Annotated in this window: 22 protein-coding genes; 16 read left to right on the forward strand and 6 right to left on the reverse strand. The window is 64.6% G+C overall.

Annotated elements, in window-relative coordinates; translation table 11 throughout:
* Window positions 1-61: 61 nt before the first annotated feature.
* On the reverse strand, window positions 62-1,117 hold the full coding sequence (locus ACWGS9_RS16915) for a D-alanyl-D-alanine carboxypeptidase family protein (RefSeq protein WP_454506322.1): 1,056 nt from the start codon (window positions 1,115-1,117) through the stop codon (window positions 62-64).
* A gap of 421 nt (window positions 1,118-1,538) precedes the next feature.
* Here ACWGS9_RS16915 and ACWGS9_RS16920 point away from each other — a divergent pair, with 421 nt between their 5' ends.
* The 3 genes from ACWGS9_RS16920 to ACWGS9_RS16930 all read left to right on the forward strand — a co-directional run bounded on the left by ACWGS9_RS16920 (window position 1,539) and on the right by ACWGS9_RS16930 (window position 4,092).
* Window positions 1,539-2,645, forward strand: a complete 1,107-nt coding sequence (locus ACWGS9_RS16920; protein ID WP_454506323.1) for a hypothetical protein — start codon at window positions 1,539-1,541, stop codon at window positions 2,643-2,645.
* A 353-nt stretch (window positions 2,646-2,998) separates the two neighbouring features.
* Window positions 2,999-3,610: a nucleoside triphosphate hydrolase gene (locus tag ACWGS9_RS16925; protein ID WP_454506324.1), complete on the forward strand. Its 612-nt coding sequence runs from the start codon at window positions 2,999-3,001 to the stop codon at window positions 3,608-3,610.
* 155 nt (window positions 3,611-3,765) lie between these two features.
* Window positions 3,766-4,092 carry a hypothetical protein gene (locus tag ACWGS9_RS16930; RefSeq protein ID WP_454506325.1) on the forward strand — a complete coding sequence of 109 codons (327 nt, stop codon included), beginning with the start codon at window positions 3,766-3,768 and terminating at the stop codon, window positions 4,090-4,092.
* 187 nt (window positions 4,093-4,279) lie between these two features.
* Here the strand turns inward: ACWGS9_RS16930 and ACWGS9_RS16935 are convergent, their stop codons facing one another.
* From ACWGS9_RS16935 to ACWGS9_RS16945, 3 genes are all read right to left on the reverse strand, one after another.
* On the reverse strand, window positions 4,280-4,984 hold the full coding sequence (locus ACWGS9_RS16935; RefSeq protein WP_454506326.1) for a glutathione S-transferase family protein: 705 nt from the start codon (window positions 4,982-4,984) through the stop codon (window positions 4,280-4,282).
* A 134-nt stretch (window positions 4,985-5,118) separates the two neighbouring features.
* Window positions 5,119-6,327 (reverse strand): beta-ketoacyl-[acyl-carrier-protein] synthase family protein, encoded by a 1,209-nt coding sequence (locus tag ACWGS9_RS16940; RefSeq protein ID WP_454506327.1) that lies wholly within the window; start codon window positions 6,325-6,327, stop codon window positions 5,119-5,121.
* Window positions 6,328-6,331: 4 nt separating this feature from the next.
* Window positions 6,332-6,586, reverse strand: coding sequence for an acyl carrier protein (locus ACWGS9_RS16945; protein WP_454506328.1), 255 nt, complete (start codon window positions 6,584-6,586; stop codon window positions 6,332-6,334).
* Between the two features lie 203 nt (window positions 6,587-6,789).
* Here ACWGS9_RS16945 and ACWGS9_RS16950 point away from each other — a divergent pair, with 203 nt between their 5' ends.
* The 5 genes from ACWGS9_RS16950 to ACWGS9_RS16970 are packed head-to-tail and all read left to right on the forward strand — an operon-like array spanning window position 6,790 to window position 9,167.
* A complete protein-coding gene (locus ACWGS9_RS16950; protein ID WP_454506329.1) occupies window positions 6,790-7,650 on the forward strand; it encodes an urease accessory protein UreD in 861 nt (286 codons plus the stop codon).
* Between the two features lie 21 nt (window positions 7,651-7,671).
* Complete coding sequence (locus tag ACWGS9_RS16955) at window positions 7,672-7,974, forward strand: urease subunit gamma (RefSeq protein ID WP_041003069.1); 303 nt, start codon at window positions 7,672-7,674, stop codon at window positions 7,972-7,974.
* Between the two features lie 5 nt (window positions 7,975-7,979).
* Window positions 7,980-8,234 carry a DUF1272 domain-containing protein gene (locus ACWGS9_RS16960; RefSeq protein WP_454506330.1) on the forward strand — a complete coding sequence of 85 codons (255 nt, stop codon included), beginning with the start codon at window positions 7,980-7,982 and terminating at the stop codon, window positions 8,232-8,234.
* Window positions 8,235-8,260: 26 nt separating this feature from the next.
* Window positions 8,261-8,854, forward strand: coding sequence for a HupE/UreJ family protein (locus ACWGS9_RS16965; RefSeq protein ID WP_454506331.1), 594 nt, complete (start codon window positions 8,261-8,263; stop codon window positions 8,852-8,854).
* A 7-nt stretch (window positions 8,855-8,861) separates the two neighbouring features.
* Window positions 8,862-9,167 carry an urease subunit beta gene (locus ACWGS9_RS16970; protein WP_320216387.1) on the forward strand — a complete coding sequence of 102 codons (306 nt, stop codon included), beginning with the start codon at window positions 8,862-8,864 and terminating at the stop codon, window positions 9,165-9,167.
* A 20-nt stretch (window positions 9,168-9,187) separates the two neighbouring features.
* On the opposite strand, the gene ACWGS9_RS16975 is transcribed toward ACWGS9_RS16970, so the two are convergent.
* Window positions 9,188-9,673: a hypothetical protein gene (locus ACWGS9_RS16975; protein WP_454506332.1), complete on the reverse strand. Its 486-nt coding sequence runs from the start codon at window positions 9,671-9,673 to the stop codon at window positions 9,188-9,190.
* A 117-nt stretch (window positions 9,674-9,790) separates the two neighbouring features.
* Entirely contained in the window at window positions 9,791-10,174 is a 384-nt protein-coding gene (locus tag ACWGS9_RS16980; RefSeq protein ID WP_454506333.1) for a hypothetical protein, read from the reverse strand.
* Window positions 10,175-10,371: 197 nt separating this feature from the next.
* Here ACWGS9_RS16980 and ureC point away from each other — a divergent pair, with 197 nt between their 5' ends.
* From ureC to ureG, 8 genes are all read left to right on the forward strand, one after another.
* Window positions 10,372-12,084 carry an urease subunit alpha gene (gene ureC, locus ACWGS9_RS16985; protein WP_454506334.1) on the forward strand — a complete coding sequence of 571 codons (1,713 nt, stop codon included), beginning with the start codon at window positions 10,372-10,374 and terminating at the stop codon, window positions 12,082-12,084.
* 68 nt (window positions 12,085-12,152) lie between these two features.
* A complete protein-coding gene (locus ACWGS9_RS16990) occupies window positions 12,153-12,641 on the forward strand; it encodes a DUF29 domain-containing protein (RefSeq protein ID WP_454506335.1) in 489 nt (162 codons plus the stop codon).
* Window positions 12,642-12,680: 39 nt separating this feature from the next.
* A complete protein-coding gene (locus ACWGS9_RS16995; protein WP_454506336.1) occupies window positions 12,681-13,274 on the forward strand; it encodes a hypothetical protein in 594 nt (197 codons plus the stop codon).
* Between the two features lie 56 nt (window positions 13,275-13,330).
* Entirely contained in the window at window positions 13,331-13,936 is a 606-nt protein-coding gene (locus ACWGS9_RS17000; protein WP_454506337.1) for a glutathione S-transferase family protein, read from the forward strand.
* Window positions 13,933-14,505 carry an urease accessory protein UreE gene (gene ureE, locus ACWGS9_RS17005; protein ID WP_454506338.1) on the forward strand — a complete coding sequence of 191 codons (573 nt, stop codon included), beginning with the start codon at window positions 13,933-13,935 and terminating at the stop codon, window positions 14,503-14,505. The genes ACWGS9_RS17000 and ureE overlap by 4 nt, the downstream gene beginning before the upstream one ends.
* Window positions 14,453-15,169 (forward strand): urease accessory protein UreF, encoded by a 717-nt coding sequence (locus tag ACWGS9_RS17010; protein WP_454506442.1) that lies wholly within the window; start codon window positions 14,453-14,455, stop codon window positions 15,167-15,169. The genes ureE and ACWGS9_RS17010 overlap by 53 nt, the downstream gene beginning before the upstream one ends.
* Complete coding sequence (locus tag ACWGS9_RS17015) at window positions 15,166-15,606, forward strand: DUF3995 domain-containing protein (RefSeq protein ID WP_454506339.1); 441 nt, start codon at window positions 15,166-15,168, stop codon at window positions 15,604-15,606. The genes ACWGS9_RS17010 and ACWGS9_RS17015 overlap by 4 nt, the downstream gene beginning before the upstream one ends.
* Window positions 15,603-16,235: an urease accessory protein UreG gene (ureG, locus tag ACWGS9_RS17020; protein WP_454506340.1), complete on the forward strand. Its 633-nt coding sequence runs from the start codon at window positions 15,603-15,605 to the stop codon at window positions 16,233-16,235. Before ACWGS9_RS17015 ends, ureG begins: the two co-directional genes overlap by 4 nt.
* The last annotated feature ends 82 nt before the right edge of the window (window positions 16,236-16,317 follow it).

Consider the following 16,317-nt stretch of genomic DNA (forward strand, 5'->3'; position numbering starts at 1 on the left):
CTTCGCCCTTGGATGACGAGGCTGATAGGTTAGCCGGTGCAGGCAGGGCCTTCACGACGCTTTATTGCGTCGGCAGTAGCGGCGAACTGGGCGACGCCAGATCCGGCGACGGCAAATCGGCTGCCGGCAAACCCGGCAGCGACGACGCGGGCGAGACCGAACCCGGCGGCGGCAGACCGGGCAACGCTGAGTCCGACGCCGGCAGGCCGGGCGGTGGCGAGGCCGGTTGCTGCCCGGCATACATCAGCCTGGGCTGGGCGGCGTCGGCGGTCGTCGGCCTCAAACTCCGCTGGATCAGCTGCTCGACATGGTCGTTGCGCTGGCGCGCGCTGGCTGCGCCCATCACCACCACGATCAGATGCCGTCCGTCGGCATTGTAGGAGGTGACGATGTTGTAGCCGGAGGCGCGGATATAGCCGGTCTTGATGCCGTCGACGCCGCGCACCCGTCCCAGCATGTCGTTATGGCCGCGCACCAGCCGGCCGCGGAACATGAAGTCGCTTTCCGAGAAATAGTGGAAATGCTGCGGGAAGCGATGCTCGAGCGCAAGGCCCAGCACCGCCATGTCGCGCGCCGTGGTCACCTGCGCATCGTCGGGCAGGCCGCAGGCATTGTGGAAACTGGTGCTGCTCATGCCAAGCTGCCGCGCCTTGGCGGTCATCATGGCGGCGAACCGGTCCTCGCTGCCGCCGCCCAGATATTCGCCCACTGCCACCGCCACGTCGTTCGCCGACTTCACCACCATGGCGCGGATGGCGGAATCGACGTCGATCGTCTCGCCGCGCCGGAAACGCAGTTTGGTCGGCGGCTGCGAGGCTGCATGGTCGGAAACCGGGATCCGCGTCTCCTTGGTGACGCGGCCGGTCTCCATCGCCTCGAACAGCATGTAGAGCGTCATCATCTTGGTCAGCGAGGCCGGATAGCGCTGCGCCGTCGAGTTGACCTCGAACAGCGTCTTGCCGGTCGAGGCATCGACGACGATCGCCGCGTATTTCTGCGGCTGCGCCGGGACGGTCAGCACGCTTTCCGGCGGCGCGGCCGTCGTGCAGCCGGTCGCGAGCGCGAGAAGTGCCAGCACGGCGATCAGTTTTTGCAGGATAGGGAAGGGAGTGGGCAAGACGGTTCTAAAGCTGTTGCTGAGATGCGGCGAAGCTAACGTAACCCGTCCGCCACGTCCAACTGGTTAACGGCGATAGAAACGAATTTGCCCAGCTTTTGCTTCCTTTCAGAGGCCAGCGCCGCCCCTCACCTGCCTGCCGGCATCCTCTCCCCGTAAACGGGGAGAGGGGCGCTATCGCCGATGTTTTCGCTAATCGCCAAAGTTGTGGCGAGACGCGCCGGCGTTGCGGCCTGCCCCTTCTCCCCGTCCCTATTCGGGCAGAAGTGCCAGGCAGGGCGATGAGGGGCGGCGCCGACAGTCGAGAAGTGGTCTCCCGCGCCGCCACTGCAAACAGCAGTGATGCAAAATGCCAGCCGTCCCGCTTGCGGAGAAGGCGCAGAGCAGGTTCTGCTGATCTCAAAGATTCGGGGAGGTATGCATGGATACGGTCACGATCGGCGCAAAGGGCGTCTCGGTTTCGCTCGATCTCGCCGTTGGCCACATCGCCGCCATGCAGGTCGAAATCGACGGCCTTATCCTGAAGCCGCTGCATCGCGCCCCCTGGGTCGGCGCGCCGCGCGAGACGCTGCCGGAAAACCTGGCCGAAGGTACCGTGCGACTGTCCGGCGATTTCCTCTGCGCTCCCTTCTCCACCAGCGACGTCGAGGCGGCACCCTTGCATGGCTGGCCGGCCAACAGCGAATGGGACGTCGTCGAAAACGGCGCTATTGCCGGAGGCTGGCGGGCCGTCTTCCGGCTGCGCCGCAAGGTGATGGGCGCGGCCGTCGACAAGGTCTTAACGCTGCGCGACGGCCATCCCTTCCTCTACCAGGAACACGTCTTTTCCGGTGGCTCCGGCGCCGTCTCCGTCGCCCATCATCCGATGACCGCGATGCAGGGCGGCGGCTGGTTGGCGTTTTCGCCGAAGCGCGTGGCGGTCACGCCCCCGACGCCGCTCGAGCCCGATCCCGCGCGCGGCCGTTTTCGGCTGGCCTATCCGGCCCGCGCCACGGATCTCACGCAGTTCCCGCTGGCCGCCGGCGGCACCGCCGACCTCACCGACTACCGCATGGAGGACAGGCGCGAGGATTTCATCACCCTGGTCGAGGCGGATCACGGCGGCCCGGGCTGGACGGCGATCGCCCGCCGCGCCGAGCAGGACCTGGTGCTGGTGCTGAAGAACCCGGCCGAACTGCCGGTCACCATGCTGTGGTTCTCGAATGGCGGCCGCGACTACGCGCCCTGGAGCGGCCGCCATATCGGCGTGCTCGGCATCGAGGATGGCCGCACGGCTGTCGGCCACACCGCTTCGCTGGGCGACAACTGGCTGAAGCACGAAGGCGTGGCGACGGCCTTTGCACTTGCCGAAGGACGGTCGGTCTCGTTCCGCCATGTCATCGGCGCGGTTCCGTTCGCCCAGGCCGAGCCGCCGAGCGGTCTGGAAGCCGCGCCCGACCGATTGCGCGTGCTTGCTTCCGACGGGGCAGCGCGGGAGGTGCCGTTCGACGGCGAGTTCCTGCGCATCGGCCGCTCGGTTCCGGCGTAAGGGCTCAGGGGGCAGAGCGTTCTAAAAGCTCGTCATTCCAGGGCGGAGCAAGGAGCGAAGCGACGCGCGCAGACCTGGAATCGATGCCGTGACCTCAGCCGCAGAGTGCAGCGGAGCAAAATTCTGCACCGTAGGCGGCGCTCACGCGTAACGGCGTGGATCCTCGGGTCTGCGCGCGTCGCTTCGCTCCTTGCTCCGCCCGTGGATGACGATGGGATGGGGCGTCTTCGCCTAATTTCGAAGGCGGGAGACTGCCAAACAATCGGTTGAAACCTCGGCTTCCAGGAACCAGGTTTGAAATTTCCATCCACACCCGCCAAGATGCGGGCCGAACCGCACCCGGAAAGGCGCCGATGTCCGAGATCGCCCATATCACAGCCGCCATCTTCAAGCGCGCCGGCAAGGCCAAGCGCTTCATCGTCGCCATCGCTGGCCCGCCAGGTTCAGGCAAGTCGACATTGTCCGCTTCGCTGCATGAGCTGCTGCCGGAGGGCAGCGCGGAGGTCGTGTCCATGGACGGCTTCCATTATGACGACATCATTCTCAACCGCCGTGGTTTGCGCCCCCGCAAGGGCGCGCCGGAAACCTTCGATTTCGCCGGCTTCGAGACACTGCTGAAGCGCATCCGTTCCGGCGAACCCGATATCGCCATGCCGGTTTTCGATCGCGGCATCGAACTGTCGCGCGCGGCGGCCGAGATCGTCGGCGCCGACACCAAGTTCATCCTGGTCGAGGGCAATTATCTGCTGCTCGACGAGGAGCCATGGTCGCGGCTGGCGCCGCTTTTCGATTTCACCATCTTCGTCGACGTGCCGCGCAATGAGCTCGAGCGCCGGCTGATGGAGCGCTGGCGCGGCCACGGCAAGTCCGATGAGGACGCCCGCGCCTGGATCGCTTCAAATGACATGCCCAACATCGAACGGGTGCTGGCGCGGCGCCGGCCGGCCGATATGGTGGTTGGTTAACCCGCTCAATTTTCAATACTTTCCGACGGGAACCTTAAGGTTTTCACGTCGTTATGACCCTATCCCGAATTGTCCGGCGCCGGAGCAATTCCAGGAGAGTGTGCAACCGCTTTCCGTCCCGGAATTGCGAAAAAGAAAATAGCAGGAGCCGTCAGATGGCAACCAACAGCAGAAAACCCGCGCCCAAGAAAAACAGGGCCAACCAGTCCAGGACGACGCAGGCCAAGGCCGGCGCCGGCCCAGCGGTCGCCGAGCGTTCGAAGGATGCCAAGCCGGCTTTCGGCAAGGCGGCCCCGAAGAAAGTGACGCCTGGCACGGTTCACAAGGTCGCGGCCAGGAGCGCGAAGCACCCCAAGCCGGCGGCAAAGAAGTCGGGACCGATCCGCACTGCGGCAAGCGTTGCGACAGGCGCGGTCGTCGCCACCGCGCGGCTTGCGGCTTCCATGTTCGGCCGGGGTGGCGCCAAGGCCAAGGCGAAATAGCGTTTAATGCATGTCGCCCAGAAGTGTGCAGCGGTTCTGGGGCAACGACATGCATCAAAACAAAGACTTAAAGCGCGTCGCTTGAATCCGGCTCAGCGCGACGCGCTTTAGAATTTACGCGATTCCGGACGGAAGGCTGCGGCGAAGTCGCCGAGCCCGACCGATCCACACTTTTCCTGGAACGCTTTTAGCCCTTCGCCGGAATGGTGAGGCCCCGCTTCACCGCAGGCCGCGCCAGGCCGCGCTCCAGCCATTCGGCCACTGTCGGGAAATCATCGAAGCCGACCAGCTCGCGCGCCTCGTAGAAGCCGATCAGGTTGCGCACCCAGCCCAGCATCGACACGTCCGCAATGGTGTAGTCGTCATCCATGATCCACTTGCGGCCCTTCAGCCGCGTTTCCAGGACGCCGATCAGTCGCCGCGACTCGTCGCGGTAACGCTCCAGCGGCCGCTTGTCGGCGATCTCGCGCCCGGCGAATTTGTGGAAGAAGCCGACCTGCCCGAAGATCGGGCCGATCGCCGCCATCTGGAAGAACACCCACTGGATCGTCTCGTAGCGCCGTGCCGGATCGGCGGGAATGAGCTTGCCGGTCTTGTCGGCCAGATAGAGCAGGATAGCGCCTGACTCGAACAGGCCGATCGGCTTGCCGCCCGGACCGTCCGGGTCGATGATCGCCGGTATCTTGCCGTTCGGATTGAGCGACAGGAATTCCGGTGTCCAGCTCTCGTTCTTGCCGATATCTACGTAATGCGGCTCGTAGGGCAGGCCGATCTCTTCCAGCGCGATCGACGCCTTCACGCCATTGGGGGTCGTGGCGGAATAAAGCTGCAGGCGGTCCGGATGCTTCGCCGGCCAGCGCTTGGCGATCGGAAAGGCGGATAGGTCGGTCATCGCAAACTCCGGATGGGGCTCGGCGCCGGGCGGCGCTCATGGCGGGTGAGCAAAGAATTAGGACCCCGGCCGGCCTCGATCAATACACCGGCAACCGGCTTGCCATGCGCACACAGTCAACCGGGCGGCTGCGATCAGACCGCCTTGAAGGCCAGAACCGCATTGGTTCCGCCGAAGGCGAAACTGTTGCTGAGCGCCGCGCGCACCTTGCGCTCGCGCGCCAGGTTCGGCGTCACGTCGAGGTCGCAGTCCGGGTCCGGTTCACGGTAGTTGGCGGTCGGCGGCACGATGCCGTCGCGGATCGCCATGACGCAGGCGATCATCTCCAGCCCGCCGGAAGCGCCCAGGCAATGCGCATGCATCGACTTGGTCGAGGACACCGAAAGCGAAGCGGCATGCTCGCCGAAGACCCGCTTGATTGCCGCGGTTTCGATCTGATCGTTGGCCTTGGTGCCGGTGCCGTGCGCGTTGAGGTAGTCGACATCTTCCGGATTGAGCCCGGCATCCGCCAGGCAGAAACGCATCGCCGCTTCCGGTCCCTCGACGGTCGGCGCGACGATGTCGGCAGCGTCGGCCGAAAGCCCGACGCCGGCGATCTCGGCCAAGATGGTGGCGCCGCGCGCCATCGCGTGATCGTAGCTTTCAAGCACCGCCATGCCGGCGCCTTCGCCAAGCACCAGGCCCGCGCGGTCGGCCGAGAATGGCCGGCAGGTGTCGGGCGAAAGCACCCTGAGCGCCTCCCAGCCCTTGAGCACGCCCCACACCAGCGGCGCTTCGGTGCCGCCGGCAAGCATGACGTCGGCGCGACCGAGCCTGATCTGGTCGACCGCCGTGGAAATCGCATGGTTGGCCGACGAGCAGGCCGAAGTGGCGCCGAAAACGGGGCCGCGCAGCCCGAGATTCATGCTGACCTGGCCGGCGGCCGCACCCGGCATCACTTTCGGCACGGTGAAGATGGCGGCGCGGTTGCGCCCCTCGATCAGGATTGCGCGGTAATTCTCCTCGATGGTCTCGAAGCCCGCGACGCCGATGCCGACGATTGCGCCCATCCGGTAGGTGTTGTCGGCATGTGCAACCAATCCCGCCTGCCGCATGGCTTCCCGCGCCGCGATCACCGCCAGCAGGCTGAAGCGGTCCATCGACACGACCTGCTTGCGGTCGATGCCATGGTCCGGCAATTGCTTGATTTCGCAGCCGGTCTTGACCTTGAGGTCATGCAGCGACGGATTGTCGATCGGTCCGATGGCCGAGCGGCCGGCGCGCATGGCATCCCACATGGCCGGCACATCGTTGCCGAGCCCGCAAATTCCGCCAATGCCGGTGATGACGACGCGTTTTTGCATGCGATCAGGCTTTTTTCGCGATCAGTTCGCGAACCGCCTCGACCATGTCGCCGACGTTCTTGAGATTGCTCCAGGCGTCGACGGTGTTCATCTCGATCTCGATGCCATACTTTTCCTCGAGATCGAAGATGATCTCGGTCAACTCCAGCGAATGGATGCCGAGCGCGCTGAGATCGGTGCTGGTGGTGATTTCCTCGCCGCCAGTATCGGCATGCGCTTTGATCTTTTCGATGATCTCGGTCGTCAGCTGGTCAGCCATTCGGTTCCTTCCCTGTCGTTCCCGACGCCAACGGATCAGCGCCCCTTTTTGATCCCCGGATCCAACAAACGCCGTTGCCCTTCCCTCGCCAGGCACCGCGCGACCGCTCCAGGGTGGCTTCCCTCTATAGAAACCGAAACGATGTCAAGCAACAAGCGATATATCGACAAAGCCGTCGGAGTGCTTAACCTGGGGTCGTGGACATGATCGAGAACAGCTCGCGGCCCGCCGCTCCTTTGCCTGCCGCGCAACGTGTTGCCGGGCTAGGCAGGCTTTTCTGCGGCAAAAGCGGTGGCCGGACGCGCTTGCGGCGGCTCTACCAGGACGGATCGGCCAAAATCCGGCTGCCGGCGGTGCAAGGCGACCCGCTCGAGGCGGTGCTGATCAACACCGCCGGCGGGCTGACCGGCGGCGACCGCCTCGGCTGGGCGATCGAGGTTGGCGCCGACGCCTCCGTTTCCGTCACCACCCAGGCCTGCGAGAAGGTCTATCGCGCCGCCGCCGACAGGGCCGAGACAAGCGTCGGCCTGCGGGTCGCCCCACGCGGCCGCATCGCCTGGCTGCCGCAGGAAACCATCGTTTTCGATCATGCCGCCTTCGCCCGCAGGCTCGATGTCGAACTCGCGCAGGATGCCGAGGCATTGATACTCGAAGCAACGCTGTTCGGCCGGCTTGCGATGGGCGAGCGGCCGCTCAACGGCAGTTTCCATGACCGCTGGCGAGTCCGCCAGGGCGGCGCGCTGATCCATGCGGAGGATTTCCGGGTCGGCCAGCATATCGCGGCAACGCTCCAGCGACCGGCGGCGACCGGCGGTGCGCTTGCCGTCGCCACCTTGCTGCTCGTTTCGCCGCAAGCGGAAAGCCTGCTGGAGCCGGCCCGCGCCATCATCGGCGACCCCCATGTCGGGGGCGAGGGCGGCGCCAGTTTCTGGAGCGTCGGCCGATCTGGCAAGCTTCTTGCGAGGCTTTGTGCCGGCGACGGCTACCAGCTCCGCAAGCGGCTGGTTCCGCTCGTCGAACTGCTCAATGGGCGGGCGGGCCTGCCCAAATTGTGGTCACTCTGATTTCGATTGCCGGGAAGTTGCATGAACCTGACGCCGCGTGAAAAGGACAAGCTGCTGATCGCCATGGCGGCGATGGTGGCGCGCAAGCGGTTGGAACGAGGCGTCAAGCTCAACCATCCCGAAGCCATCGCCCTGATCACCGACTTCGTCGTCGAAGGCGCGCGCGACGGCCGTCCGGTCGCCGAGCTGATGGAGGCGGGAGCGCATGTCGTCACCCGCGCCCAGGTTATGGACGGCATCGCCGAGATGATCCACGACGTCCAGGTCGAGGCGACGTTTCCCGACGGCACCAAGCTGGTGACCGTGCACGAACCCATAAGGTGAGACCGATGCTGGAGCTCAGGCCCAATTGCGAATGCTGCGACAAGGATCTGCCGCCGGAGGCAGCCGATGCGCTGATCTGCACCTTCGAATGCACCTTCTGCGCCGACTGCGTGGACAATGTTCTCGGCGGCGTCTGCCCGAATTGCGGCGGCAATTTCTCGCCGCGACCGATCCGGCCGGCATTCAAGTTGACGAAATATCCGCCATCGACCAGGCGCGTTATCAAGGCCGAAGGTTGCGGTCCGCGCAAGGCCGCTTAACCGGGTCAATTGGAAAGGGCAGAAAGATGATCTCCGCTTCGACGACACGCGGCACGCTCGCCGCCATTCTGCTGCTGGCTGCGGCAATGCCGGCTGAAGCCCATGTCGGCGCCGGCACGCCCTCTTCCTTCGCCGCCGGTTTCGCGCATCCGCTGTCAGGGCTCGACCATATGACGGTCATGCTCGCCGTCGGCCTGTGGGCGGTGATGAAGGGCGGCAAGGCGGTGTGGGCCTGGCCGCTCGCCTTCCTTGGCGTCATGCTGGTCGGCGCCGCGCTCGGCATGCTGCATGTGCCGCTGCCTTTCGTCGAACCGGGCATCCTGGCTTCCGTCGTGGCGCTCGGTCTGCTGGTGGCGCTGGCGGTCGACCTGCCAGTCTCGGCCGGCGTTGCCATCATCGGTGTGATCGCGCTGTTCCACGGTCATGCCCACGGCACGGAAGTGCCCGAAAATGCCGGTGGGCTGGAGTATATGGCGGGCTTTGCCGCCGCCACGGCGCTGCTCCATGGCCTCGGCATTGCGGCCGGTCTCAGGCTTGGCCTGCGCTTCCGAAGCATGGCGCGCGCCGCCGGGGCCGCTTGCGCGGCGGTCGGCGTCGGTCTGGCCTTCGGCGTTTTGTGAGGGCACGATGATCCCCGGCGAAGTCATCGCGGCCAAGGGCGAGATCGAGCTCAACAAAGGCCGGCCGACCGTCACGCTCAAGGTCGCCAACAGCGGCGACCGGCCGATCCAGGTCGGCAGCCACTATCACTTCTTCGAGACCAATGAGGGCCTGAAATTCGACCGCGAACGCGCGCGCGGCATGCGGCTCGACATCGCCGCCGGCACCGCCATGCGCTTCGAGCCGGGGCAGGAGCGTGATGTCACCCTGGTGCCGCTGGGCGGCAAGCGCGAGGTCTATGGTTTCCAGCAGAAGGTGATGGGCAAGCTGTGACGTCCGCCGGCGCGCTCAAATCACTTCGGCGGCTTGGCGGCGGCGTAGATGACGATCTTGCCGGGGTTGTCGAACTCCACCGCAAGCACGTCCTCGGCCAGCACGCGCCGCGAATCGATCGCGTTGAAGAGCAAGGCATTCGCCTCGATCTCCCGGCGCAGTTCGGCCACATCGTCCTTATGTTGCTTCACCTTGTTCTCGATCGCTGGTGGCGGACCGCCTTCGCTGCGCGCCGCATCGGTCAGGAACACGATGTCGACCGTGTCGAGCTTGGTGGTCTTGCGCACCGTGCCGATGTTTTCGCGGGTGCGGTCGATGGCCGTGATGACCTTTCCGGCTTCCGTCCTGGAAAGCGTCTCCTCCTGCCGGATTTCGGAATCGACGATTGCAGCGGCCGGCCTGTTGCCGTTCAGCGGCTGCGCGGCGGATGCGGCATGGAGCGCGGCCATGAAAAGCGTGGCGGCAACCACAGGGGTCCATTTTGCAAAGCGCGAGACATTCGCCATCGCTCGCTCCTGACTGAACTCGTGGCGGGGCGAAAAAAGCGAAACGGTTCTGCTTGGCCGGAGGTTCCCTTCAAAAACTGGCTGGCGGGCCGCGAACCGGCCCGCCTTGGCGTGCAATCAGCTCGCCTTCTTGGTGATCAGTGTCAGCGCGCCGTTGGGCTGCATGCTGGCGGCGATCACCTGCGCCGAGCTGACGCCCTTGGCCTCCAGCGCGGACTTCACCTTGGGCGTGGCGTCGATCGATTTGCGCAATGTCTGCAGGCCGACGTCGCCGCGCTGCGCCACGATCTGGTTGACCTGCGTCTGCGTGTCCTTGGGCAGTTCGGTGATGTCGATGATGCTGACGCTCTGGATCGCCGGTACGCCAGGCTGAGCCTTAGGCGCGGCCGGCGCGGGTGCGGTCGGCGCCGGGCCGGGCTGCGGCGTCGGCTGCTGCTGAGCGCTGGCAGTGCCCGCCATCATCAGGGTGGCGGCCACGGCGAAGAATATCGTTTTGCGCATGGATGTTCCTTCCATCGGTTTGGCAAACGGTCGTTTTGGGCTGACCAGGCCACCTCAACCGCCAAATGGGAGCGCAAGGTGTCACTGAGCGGGTCATTGCGTGACCATTGGGTGGCGACAATGTGCAGCTCGCGCCCAAACAACCTTACTTTGGGCAACCTTACTTTTGGCAACCTGAATTTCGGGAGCAATCGCTGATGGCCAGGATAACCCGCGCCGCCTATGCGCAGATGTATGGCCCGACGGTCGGCGACAAGGTGCGGCTTGCCGACACCGAGTTGTTCATCGAGGTCGAAAAGGACCTCACTGTTTACGGCGAAGAGGTGAAATTCGGTGGCGGCAAGGTCATCCGCGACGGCATGGGCCAGAGCCAGGTGACGCGGGCGGACGGCGCGGTCGATACGGTGATCACCAACGCGCTGGTCGTCGATGCGCTCGCCGGCATCGTCAAGGCCGATATCGGCCTGAAGGACGGCCGCATCGCGGCAATAGGCAAGGCCGGCAATCCCGACACGCAGGACGGCGTCACCATCATCATCGGCCCCGGCACCGAGATCATCGCCGGCGAAGGCAGGATCCTGACCGCCGGCGGCTTCGACGCGCATATCCATTTCATCTGCCCGCAGCAGATCGAGGAAGCGCTGATGAGCGGCATCACAACGATGCTTGGCGGCGGCACCGGGCCGGCGCACGGCACCCTGGCCACCACTTGCACGCCGGGGCCCTGGCACATGGCGCGCATGATCCAGTCCTTCGACGCCTTTCCGATGAATATCGGACTGTCGGGCAAGGGCAATGCCTCGCGGCCGGCGGCGCTTGAGGAGATGGTGCTGGCCGGGGCCTGCTCGCTGAAGTTGCATGAGGATTGGGGCACCACACCGGCGGCGATCGACTGCTGCCTTTCGGTCGCCGACGACTACGATGTGCAGGTGATGATCCACACCGACACGCTGAACGAGTCAGGGTTTGTCGAGAACACGGTGGCGGCCATCAAGGGCCGCACCATCCATGCCTTCCACACCGAGGGCGCCGGCGGCGGCCACGCGCCCGACATCATCAAGGTCTGCGGCCTGCCCAACGTCATCCCGTCCTCGACCAACCCGACCCGACCCTACACCGTCAACACGCTGGCCGAGCATCTCGACATGCTGATGGTCTGCCACCATCTGTCGCCGTCGATCCCGGAAGACATCGCCTTCGCCGAAAGCCGCATCCGCAAGGAGACGATCGCGGCCGAGGACATCCTGCACGATATCGGCGCCTTCTCGATCATCTCCTCCGACAGCCAGGCGATGGGCCGCGTCGGCGAGGTGGCGATCCGCTGCTGGCAGACCGCCGACAAGATGAAGCGCCAGCGCGGCGCGCTGCCTCAGGAAATCGGCGACAACGACAATTTCCGCGTCCGTCGCTACATCGCCAAATACACGATCAACCCGGCGATCGCGCACGGGCTGTCGAAGGAGGTCGGCTCGATAACGGTCGGCAAGCGCGCCGATCTCGTGCTGTGGAACCCGGCCTTCTTCGGCGTCAAGCCGGAGATGGTGCTGGTCGGCGGCTCGATCGCCGCGGCGCCGATGGGCGACCCGAATGCTTCGATCCCGACGCCGCAGCCGATGCACTACCGGCCGATGTTCGGCGCCTATGGCAAGGCGCTGACAAATTCCTCGGTGACCTTCGTTTCGAAGGCCGCCTTCGATGCCGGCCTGCAGGGCAGGCTGGGTGTCGACAAGGCGATGATCGCGGTCGAGAACACGCGCGGCGGGATCGGCAAGCATTCCATGGTGCTCAACGACGCCACGCCGCATGTCGAGGTCGACCCGGAGACCTATGAGGTTCGCGCCGACGGCGAATTGTTGACCTGCGAGCCGGCGACCGTGCTGCCGATGGCGCAACGGTACTTTTTGTTCTGATCGCGGCGTCCGGACGCGCAGACTGGGCCTTCTTTGCGATTTTCGCAAATTGAGGGCATCATGCGCCCATGAACAGGATTGATCGTCTCCGGGCGCTGACGCCCTATGAAGCGGATTTTGTCCAGTGGTGTGCCGAGCAAGGCGCGCTGCTGCGCGAGGGGCGTCTTTCCGAGCTTGACCGCGAGAATTTGGCCGAGGAGATCGAGAGCTTGGGAAGGAGGGACAAGCGGGAGATCCGTAGCCGGATGGAAGTGCTGATCACACACCTGTTGAAGTGGGAATTCCAACCCGGCCACAGGTGCCATAGCTGGCAGGCGTCGATTTCCGAGCAGCGTACTTGGATCGACGGCATCATTAAGGATAGCCCGAGCCTTCGCCGATATCCCGCCCAAATCTTCGAGGAGGCGTATAAGGCCGCTTTGCCTGTTGCTGTCAGGGAGACAGGATTCAGGAGGGCACATTTCCCCGGCGAACCTCCCTTTACATCCAAGCAGGCGCTCGACGGTCGATTTTGGCCAGGTGGGCCGCTTTCGATGGGCGATTTCCTGCGAGACTGAATCACCCGCGCTTCTTTTCCGCATTTCTGTTTAAGGCCGATGCCCACCGAAATCGCTTCTCCGCACGACATCTTCCCGCATATCCGTATCGTCATGGGCATGGTGATCGGCCTTGGCGTCACCCGGCTGCTTTCGGGAACTGCCCGCATTGTCCAGCATCCCGGCCAGTACCGGCTCTACGCGGTGCATCTCGCCTGGGTCGGCTCGGTGCTGTTGATGCTGGTGCATTTCTGGTGGTGGGAGTTCGGGCTCTACGCCATCCAGTCCTGGACCTTCGGCAAATACCTGTTCATCATCTTCTACGCCATCACGCTGTTCCTGCTCTGTGCGCTGCTGTTTCCGGATTCGATGCTCGATTACACCAGCTACGAGGACTATTTTTATTCGCGCCGCGCCTGGTTCTTCGGGCTGCTTGGCGCGACTTATCTGCTCGACGTCATCGACACGCTGCTCAAGGGCCCGCAGCATTTCGCCCGCTTCGGCAACGAATATCTGATCCGCACGCCCGTCTTCGTGGCGCTTTGCCTGGTGGCGATTCTGGTTCGCGACCGCCGTTTCCATATCGCCTTCGTCGCGGCGGCGCTGATCTACCAGATATCGTTCATCCTGCGGCTCTTCGACACCATCGTGTAAGAGGCATTGGGCCGATGCCCGCGTTGGTCTAGATTTGGGGAATGCAGGATTCAACCATGTACAAGGCCGTCGGATCACGTGGATCCCGGGTCAGCCGGGTGCTCTGGATGCTCGAGGAGCTCGGACAGCCCTACGAGTTCGTCGAGGTCAAGTTACGCTCGCCGGAAGCCTATGTGCTCAACCCTTCGGGCAAAGTGCCGATCCTCATCGACGGCGATCTGAAAATCACGGATTCGGCCGCGATCTGCGTCTATCTGGCGGACAAGCATGCCGACAAAGGCATGGGCGCCAATCCGGGCCTCGCCGGCCGCGCCGAGATGGATTCCTGGATGCATTTTGCCCAGAGCGAGCTGGAAGCGCCGCTGTGGAACAAGCTGCGCCACCGCTTTCTGTTGCCCAAGGAAGTGCGGGTCGATGTCGGCCCGGCTGCCACCCATGATTTCGCCTCGGAAGTGAAAGCGCTCGATCGCCGGCTCGCCGACAAGCCCTTCGCATTGGGGGTTCGGTTCTCTGCTGTCGATGTGCTGCTCGGCGATATGGGCAACTGGGCCCGCGCCGGGCGATTCCCAATCGAGTCCGATCGGGTGAATGCCTATTTCGACCGCGTGCTGTCGCGACCTGCTCGTGCCTGCGCGCAAGCTAACGGCGGAGCCATGAAATGAAGCTCAACATCACCACCGATTTCACCAAATTCCCGCGCGCCGTTTCTGTGCTTTCCGCCGGCGAAGCCGGCTCGGCGGCGCCATACGACAAAGCGGTGCTGCCGCATGACGAGCGGCATCTGCGCCGCCGCGCCATCGAGACGGCGGCCGGTGACAAGGTGCTGGTCGACCTGCCCGAGCCGGTGGCGCTCGCCAATGGCGACCGGCTGGTGCTGGAGGATGGCCGTCAGATCGAGATCGTCGCGGCGCCGGAGGAGGTCTACGACATCCGCGCCCGCGACGCCGTGCATCTCACCGAGCTTGCCTGGCACATCGGCAACCGGCACCTAGCGGCAAGCATCGAGCCGGACCGCATCCTCATCCTGCGCGACCATGTCATCAAGGCGATGCTGGAAGGTCTCGGCGCCAAGGTGAGCGAGGTTTCGCAACCGTTCAGCCCGGTGCGCGGTGCGTATTCCAGTCACGATCACGGCCATTCGCATGACCACCATGTTCATGACCCCGATGACCATGATCATGTGCACGACCATCATCATCACGACCATGGTCACCACCATCACCATGACTGAGCAGCTTTCCAGCGTCGCGCTTTTGCGGCTGATGGCCTGGCTGTCGCCGGCCTTTCCGGTCGGCGGCTTCTCCTACAGCCATGGCCTCGAGCGCGCCGTGCATGATGGCCTGATCGGAGATCGCGAAGATCTCGCCCGGTGGCTGGAGACGCTGGTCGAGATGGGATCGGCCTGGAACGACGCCGTGCTCTTCGCCGAAAGCTGGCGGCGCGCGCGTGACGGTGGCGACCTGGCGGAAGTCGCCGCGCTGACCGAGGCGCTGGCTGGCTCGCAGGAACGTCATCTAGAAACCATGCTGCAGGGCACGGCCTTTCTCGAGGCGGCGTCCGCCTGGTCGTCCCCGGCGCTGGAGCGCTTGCCGGCCGATTGCCCCTATTGCGTTGCGGTCGGTGCCGTTGCGGGCAGCGGCGGCATCGGCCTTTCGGAGGCGCTGTCCGCCTTCCTGCAGGCCTTCTTCTCCAATTTGGTGCAGGCGGCGATCAGGCTTGGTGTCATTGGCCAAACCGATGCTGTCGCATTGTTAGCCGGCTTCGAGCCTTTGGCGCTGATGACTGCCTCACGCGCCGCCGCTTCCAGCCTGGACGATCTGGGCGGCGCGGCCATTAACTCCGACATCATGGCCATGAAGCACGAAACCCAATATTCGCGGCTGTTCCGCGCATGATCGTCCTCGCTGTCACCCTTTCTTTCGTCCTGCTGGTTATCACCGCGCTGCATGTCTATTGGGGCATAGGCGGCATCTGGCCGGGCACCGATCAGGCATCCTGCGCCCGCGCCGTCGTCGGCTTCCGCGGCGTCGACGAGATGCCTTCGGCCCTCGCGAGCTTCGCTGTCGCCGCTTGCCTCGTTCTCGCAACGCTGTGGCCGCTGGCGCTCGAGGGTGCTTTTGCGACCCCCTTTCCAAAGCAGGGCCTGGCGGCCACGGCATTGATGATCGGCCTCGTCTTCTTTGGGCGCGGCATTGCCGGCTTCACACCCTGGTGGCGCCGGCTCGCTCCGGAACAGCCTTTCGCGCGGCTCGACCAGCGCCTCTATTCGCCGCTCTGCCTGCTGATCGGGCTGGGCTTCGCAGTTCTTGCCATCACGGAGTTTCCGGCATGACGTCGAAAAACGGTCCTCTTCGCATCGGCATCGGCGGCCCTGTCGGCTCCGGCAAGACGACGCTCACCGAAAAGCTCTGCAAGGCGTTGCGCGACGACTTCTCCATCGCCGTCGTCACCAACGACATCTACACCAAGGAGGATGCGATGATGCTCGCGCGGCTACAAGCATTGCCCGAGGAGCGCATCGTCGGCGTCGAGACCGGCGGCTGCCCGCACACCGCCATCCGCGAGGATGCTTCGATCAATCTGCGCGCCATCGCCGAGTTGAACAAAAAATTCCCCGACCTCGACATCATCTTCATCGAATCCGGCGGCGACAACCTAGCCGCCACCTTCTCACCCGACCTCGCCGATCTGACCCTCTATGTCATCTCGGTCTGCCAGGGCGAGGAGATCCCGCGCAAGGGCGGCCCGGCCATCACCCGCTCGGATTTCCTCATCATCAACAAGAGCGATCTGGCGCCCTATGTGAACGTCAACCTGGATGTGATGGAAGGCGACGCCGCCCGCATGCGCGGCAAGCGGCCGTTCGGCTTCACCGATCTGTCGCGCGGCAAGGGCTTGCAGGACGTGATCGACTTCATCGTCGAGCATGGCGGGCTGCAATCGGCGCGCCCCGCCGCCTGAGGGCGACCTGACCCATTAGTTTGCGGTTGCTGGCAGCGGCCACGCGCGGCATTGTCGTAAAAACAAGACTTAACCGGAGGAT

The organism is Mesorhizobium sp. Arg314 (genome assembly GCF_053714275.1).

Bases quoted from the DNA above. Each gene is read 5' to 3' on its own strand.
- ACWGS9_RS16930 (WP_454506325.1), top strand. From the start codon at position 3,766: ATGGCAACCAACAGCAGAAAACCCGCGCCCAAGAAAAACAGGGCCAAC.
- ACWGS9_RS16945 (WP_454506328.1), bottom strand. From the start codon at position 6,586: ATGGCTGACCAGCTGACGACCGAGATCATCGAAAAGATCAAAGCGCAT.
- ACWGS9_RS16940 (WP_454506327.1), bottom strand. From the start codon at position 6,327: ATGCAAAAACGCGTCGTCATCACCGGCATTGGCGGAATTTGCGGGCTC.
- ureE (WP_454506338.1), top strand. From the start codon at position 13,933: ATGAAGCTCAACATCACCACCGATTTCACCAAATTCCCGCGCGCCGTT.
- ACWGS9_RS16975 (WP_454506332.1), bottom strand. From the start codon at position 9,673: ATGGCGAATGTCTCGCGCTTTGCAAAATGGACCCCTGTGGTTGCCGCC.
- ureG (WP_454506340.1), top strand. From the start codon at position 15,603: ATGACGTCGAAAAACGGTCCTCTTCGCATCGGCATCGGCGGCCCTGTC.
- ACWGS9_RS16925 (WP_454506324.1), top strand. From the start codon at position 2,999: ATGTCCGAGATCGCCCATATCACAGCCGCCATCTTCAAGCGCGCCGGC.
- ACWGS9_RS17000 (WP_454506337.1), top strand. From the start codon at position 13,331: ATGTACAAGGCCGTCGGATCACGTGGATCCCGGGTCAGCCGGGTGCTC.
- ACWGS9_RS17015 (WP_454506339.1), top strand. From the start codon at position 15,166: ATGATCGTCCTCGCTGTCACCCTTTCTTTCGTCCTGCTGGTTATCACC.
- ACWGS9_RS16935 (WP_454506326.1), bottom strand. From the start codon at position 4,984: ATGACCGACCTATCCGCCTTTCCGATCGCCAAGCGCTGGCCGGCGAAG.
- ACWGS9_RS16990 (WP_454506335.1), top strand. From the start codon at position 12,153: ATGAACAGGATTGATCGTCTCCGGGCGCTGACGCCCTATGAAGCGGAT.
- ACWGS9_RS16995 (WP_454506336.1), top strand. From the start codon at position 12,681: ATGCCCACCGAAATCGCTTCTCCGCACGACATCTTCCCGCATATCCGT.
- ACWGS9_RS16950 (WP_454506329.1), top strand. From the start codon at position 6,790: ATGATCGAGAACAGCTCGCGGCCCGCCGCTCCTTTGCCTGCCGCGCAA.
- ACWGS9_RS16960 (WP_454506330.1), top strand. From the start codon at position 7,980: ATGCTGGAGCTCAGGCCCAATTGCGAATGCTGCGACAAGGATCTGCCG.
- ACWGS9_RS16965 (WP_454506331.1), top strand. From the start codon at position 8,261: ATGATCTCCGCTTCGACGACACGCGGCACGCTCGCCGCCATTCTGCTG.
- ACWGS9_RS16920 (WP_454506323.1), top strand. From the start codon at position 1,539: ATGGATACGGTCACGATCGGCGCAAAGGGCGTCTCGGTTTCGCTCGAT.
- ACWGS9_RS16980 (WP_454506333.1), bottom strand. From the start codon at position 10,174: ATGCGCAAAACGATATTCTTCGCCGTGGCCGCCACCCTGATGATGGCG.
- ACWGS9_RS16970 (WP_320216387.1), top strand. From the start codon at position 8,862: ATGATCCCCGGCGAAGTCATCGCGGCCAAGGGCGAGATCGAGCTCAAC.
- ACWGS9_RS17010 (WP_454506442.1), top strand. From the start codon at position 14,453: ATGTGCACGACCATCATCATCACGACCATGGTCACCACCATCACCATG.
- ureC (WP_454506334.1), top strand. From the start codon at position 10,372: ATGGCCAGGATAACCCGCGCCGCCTATGCGCAGATGTATGGCCCGACG.
- ACWGS9_RS16955 (WP_041003069.1), top strand. From the start codon at position 7,672: ATGAACCTGACGCCGCGTGAAAAGGACAAGCTGCTGATCGCCATGGCG.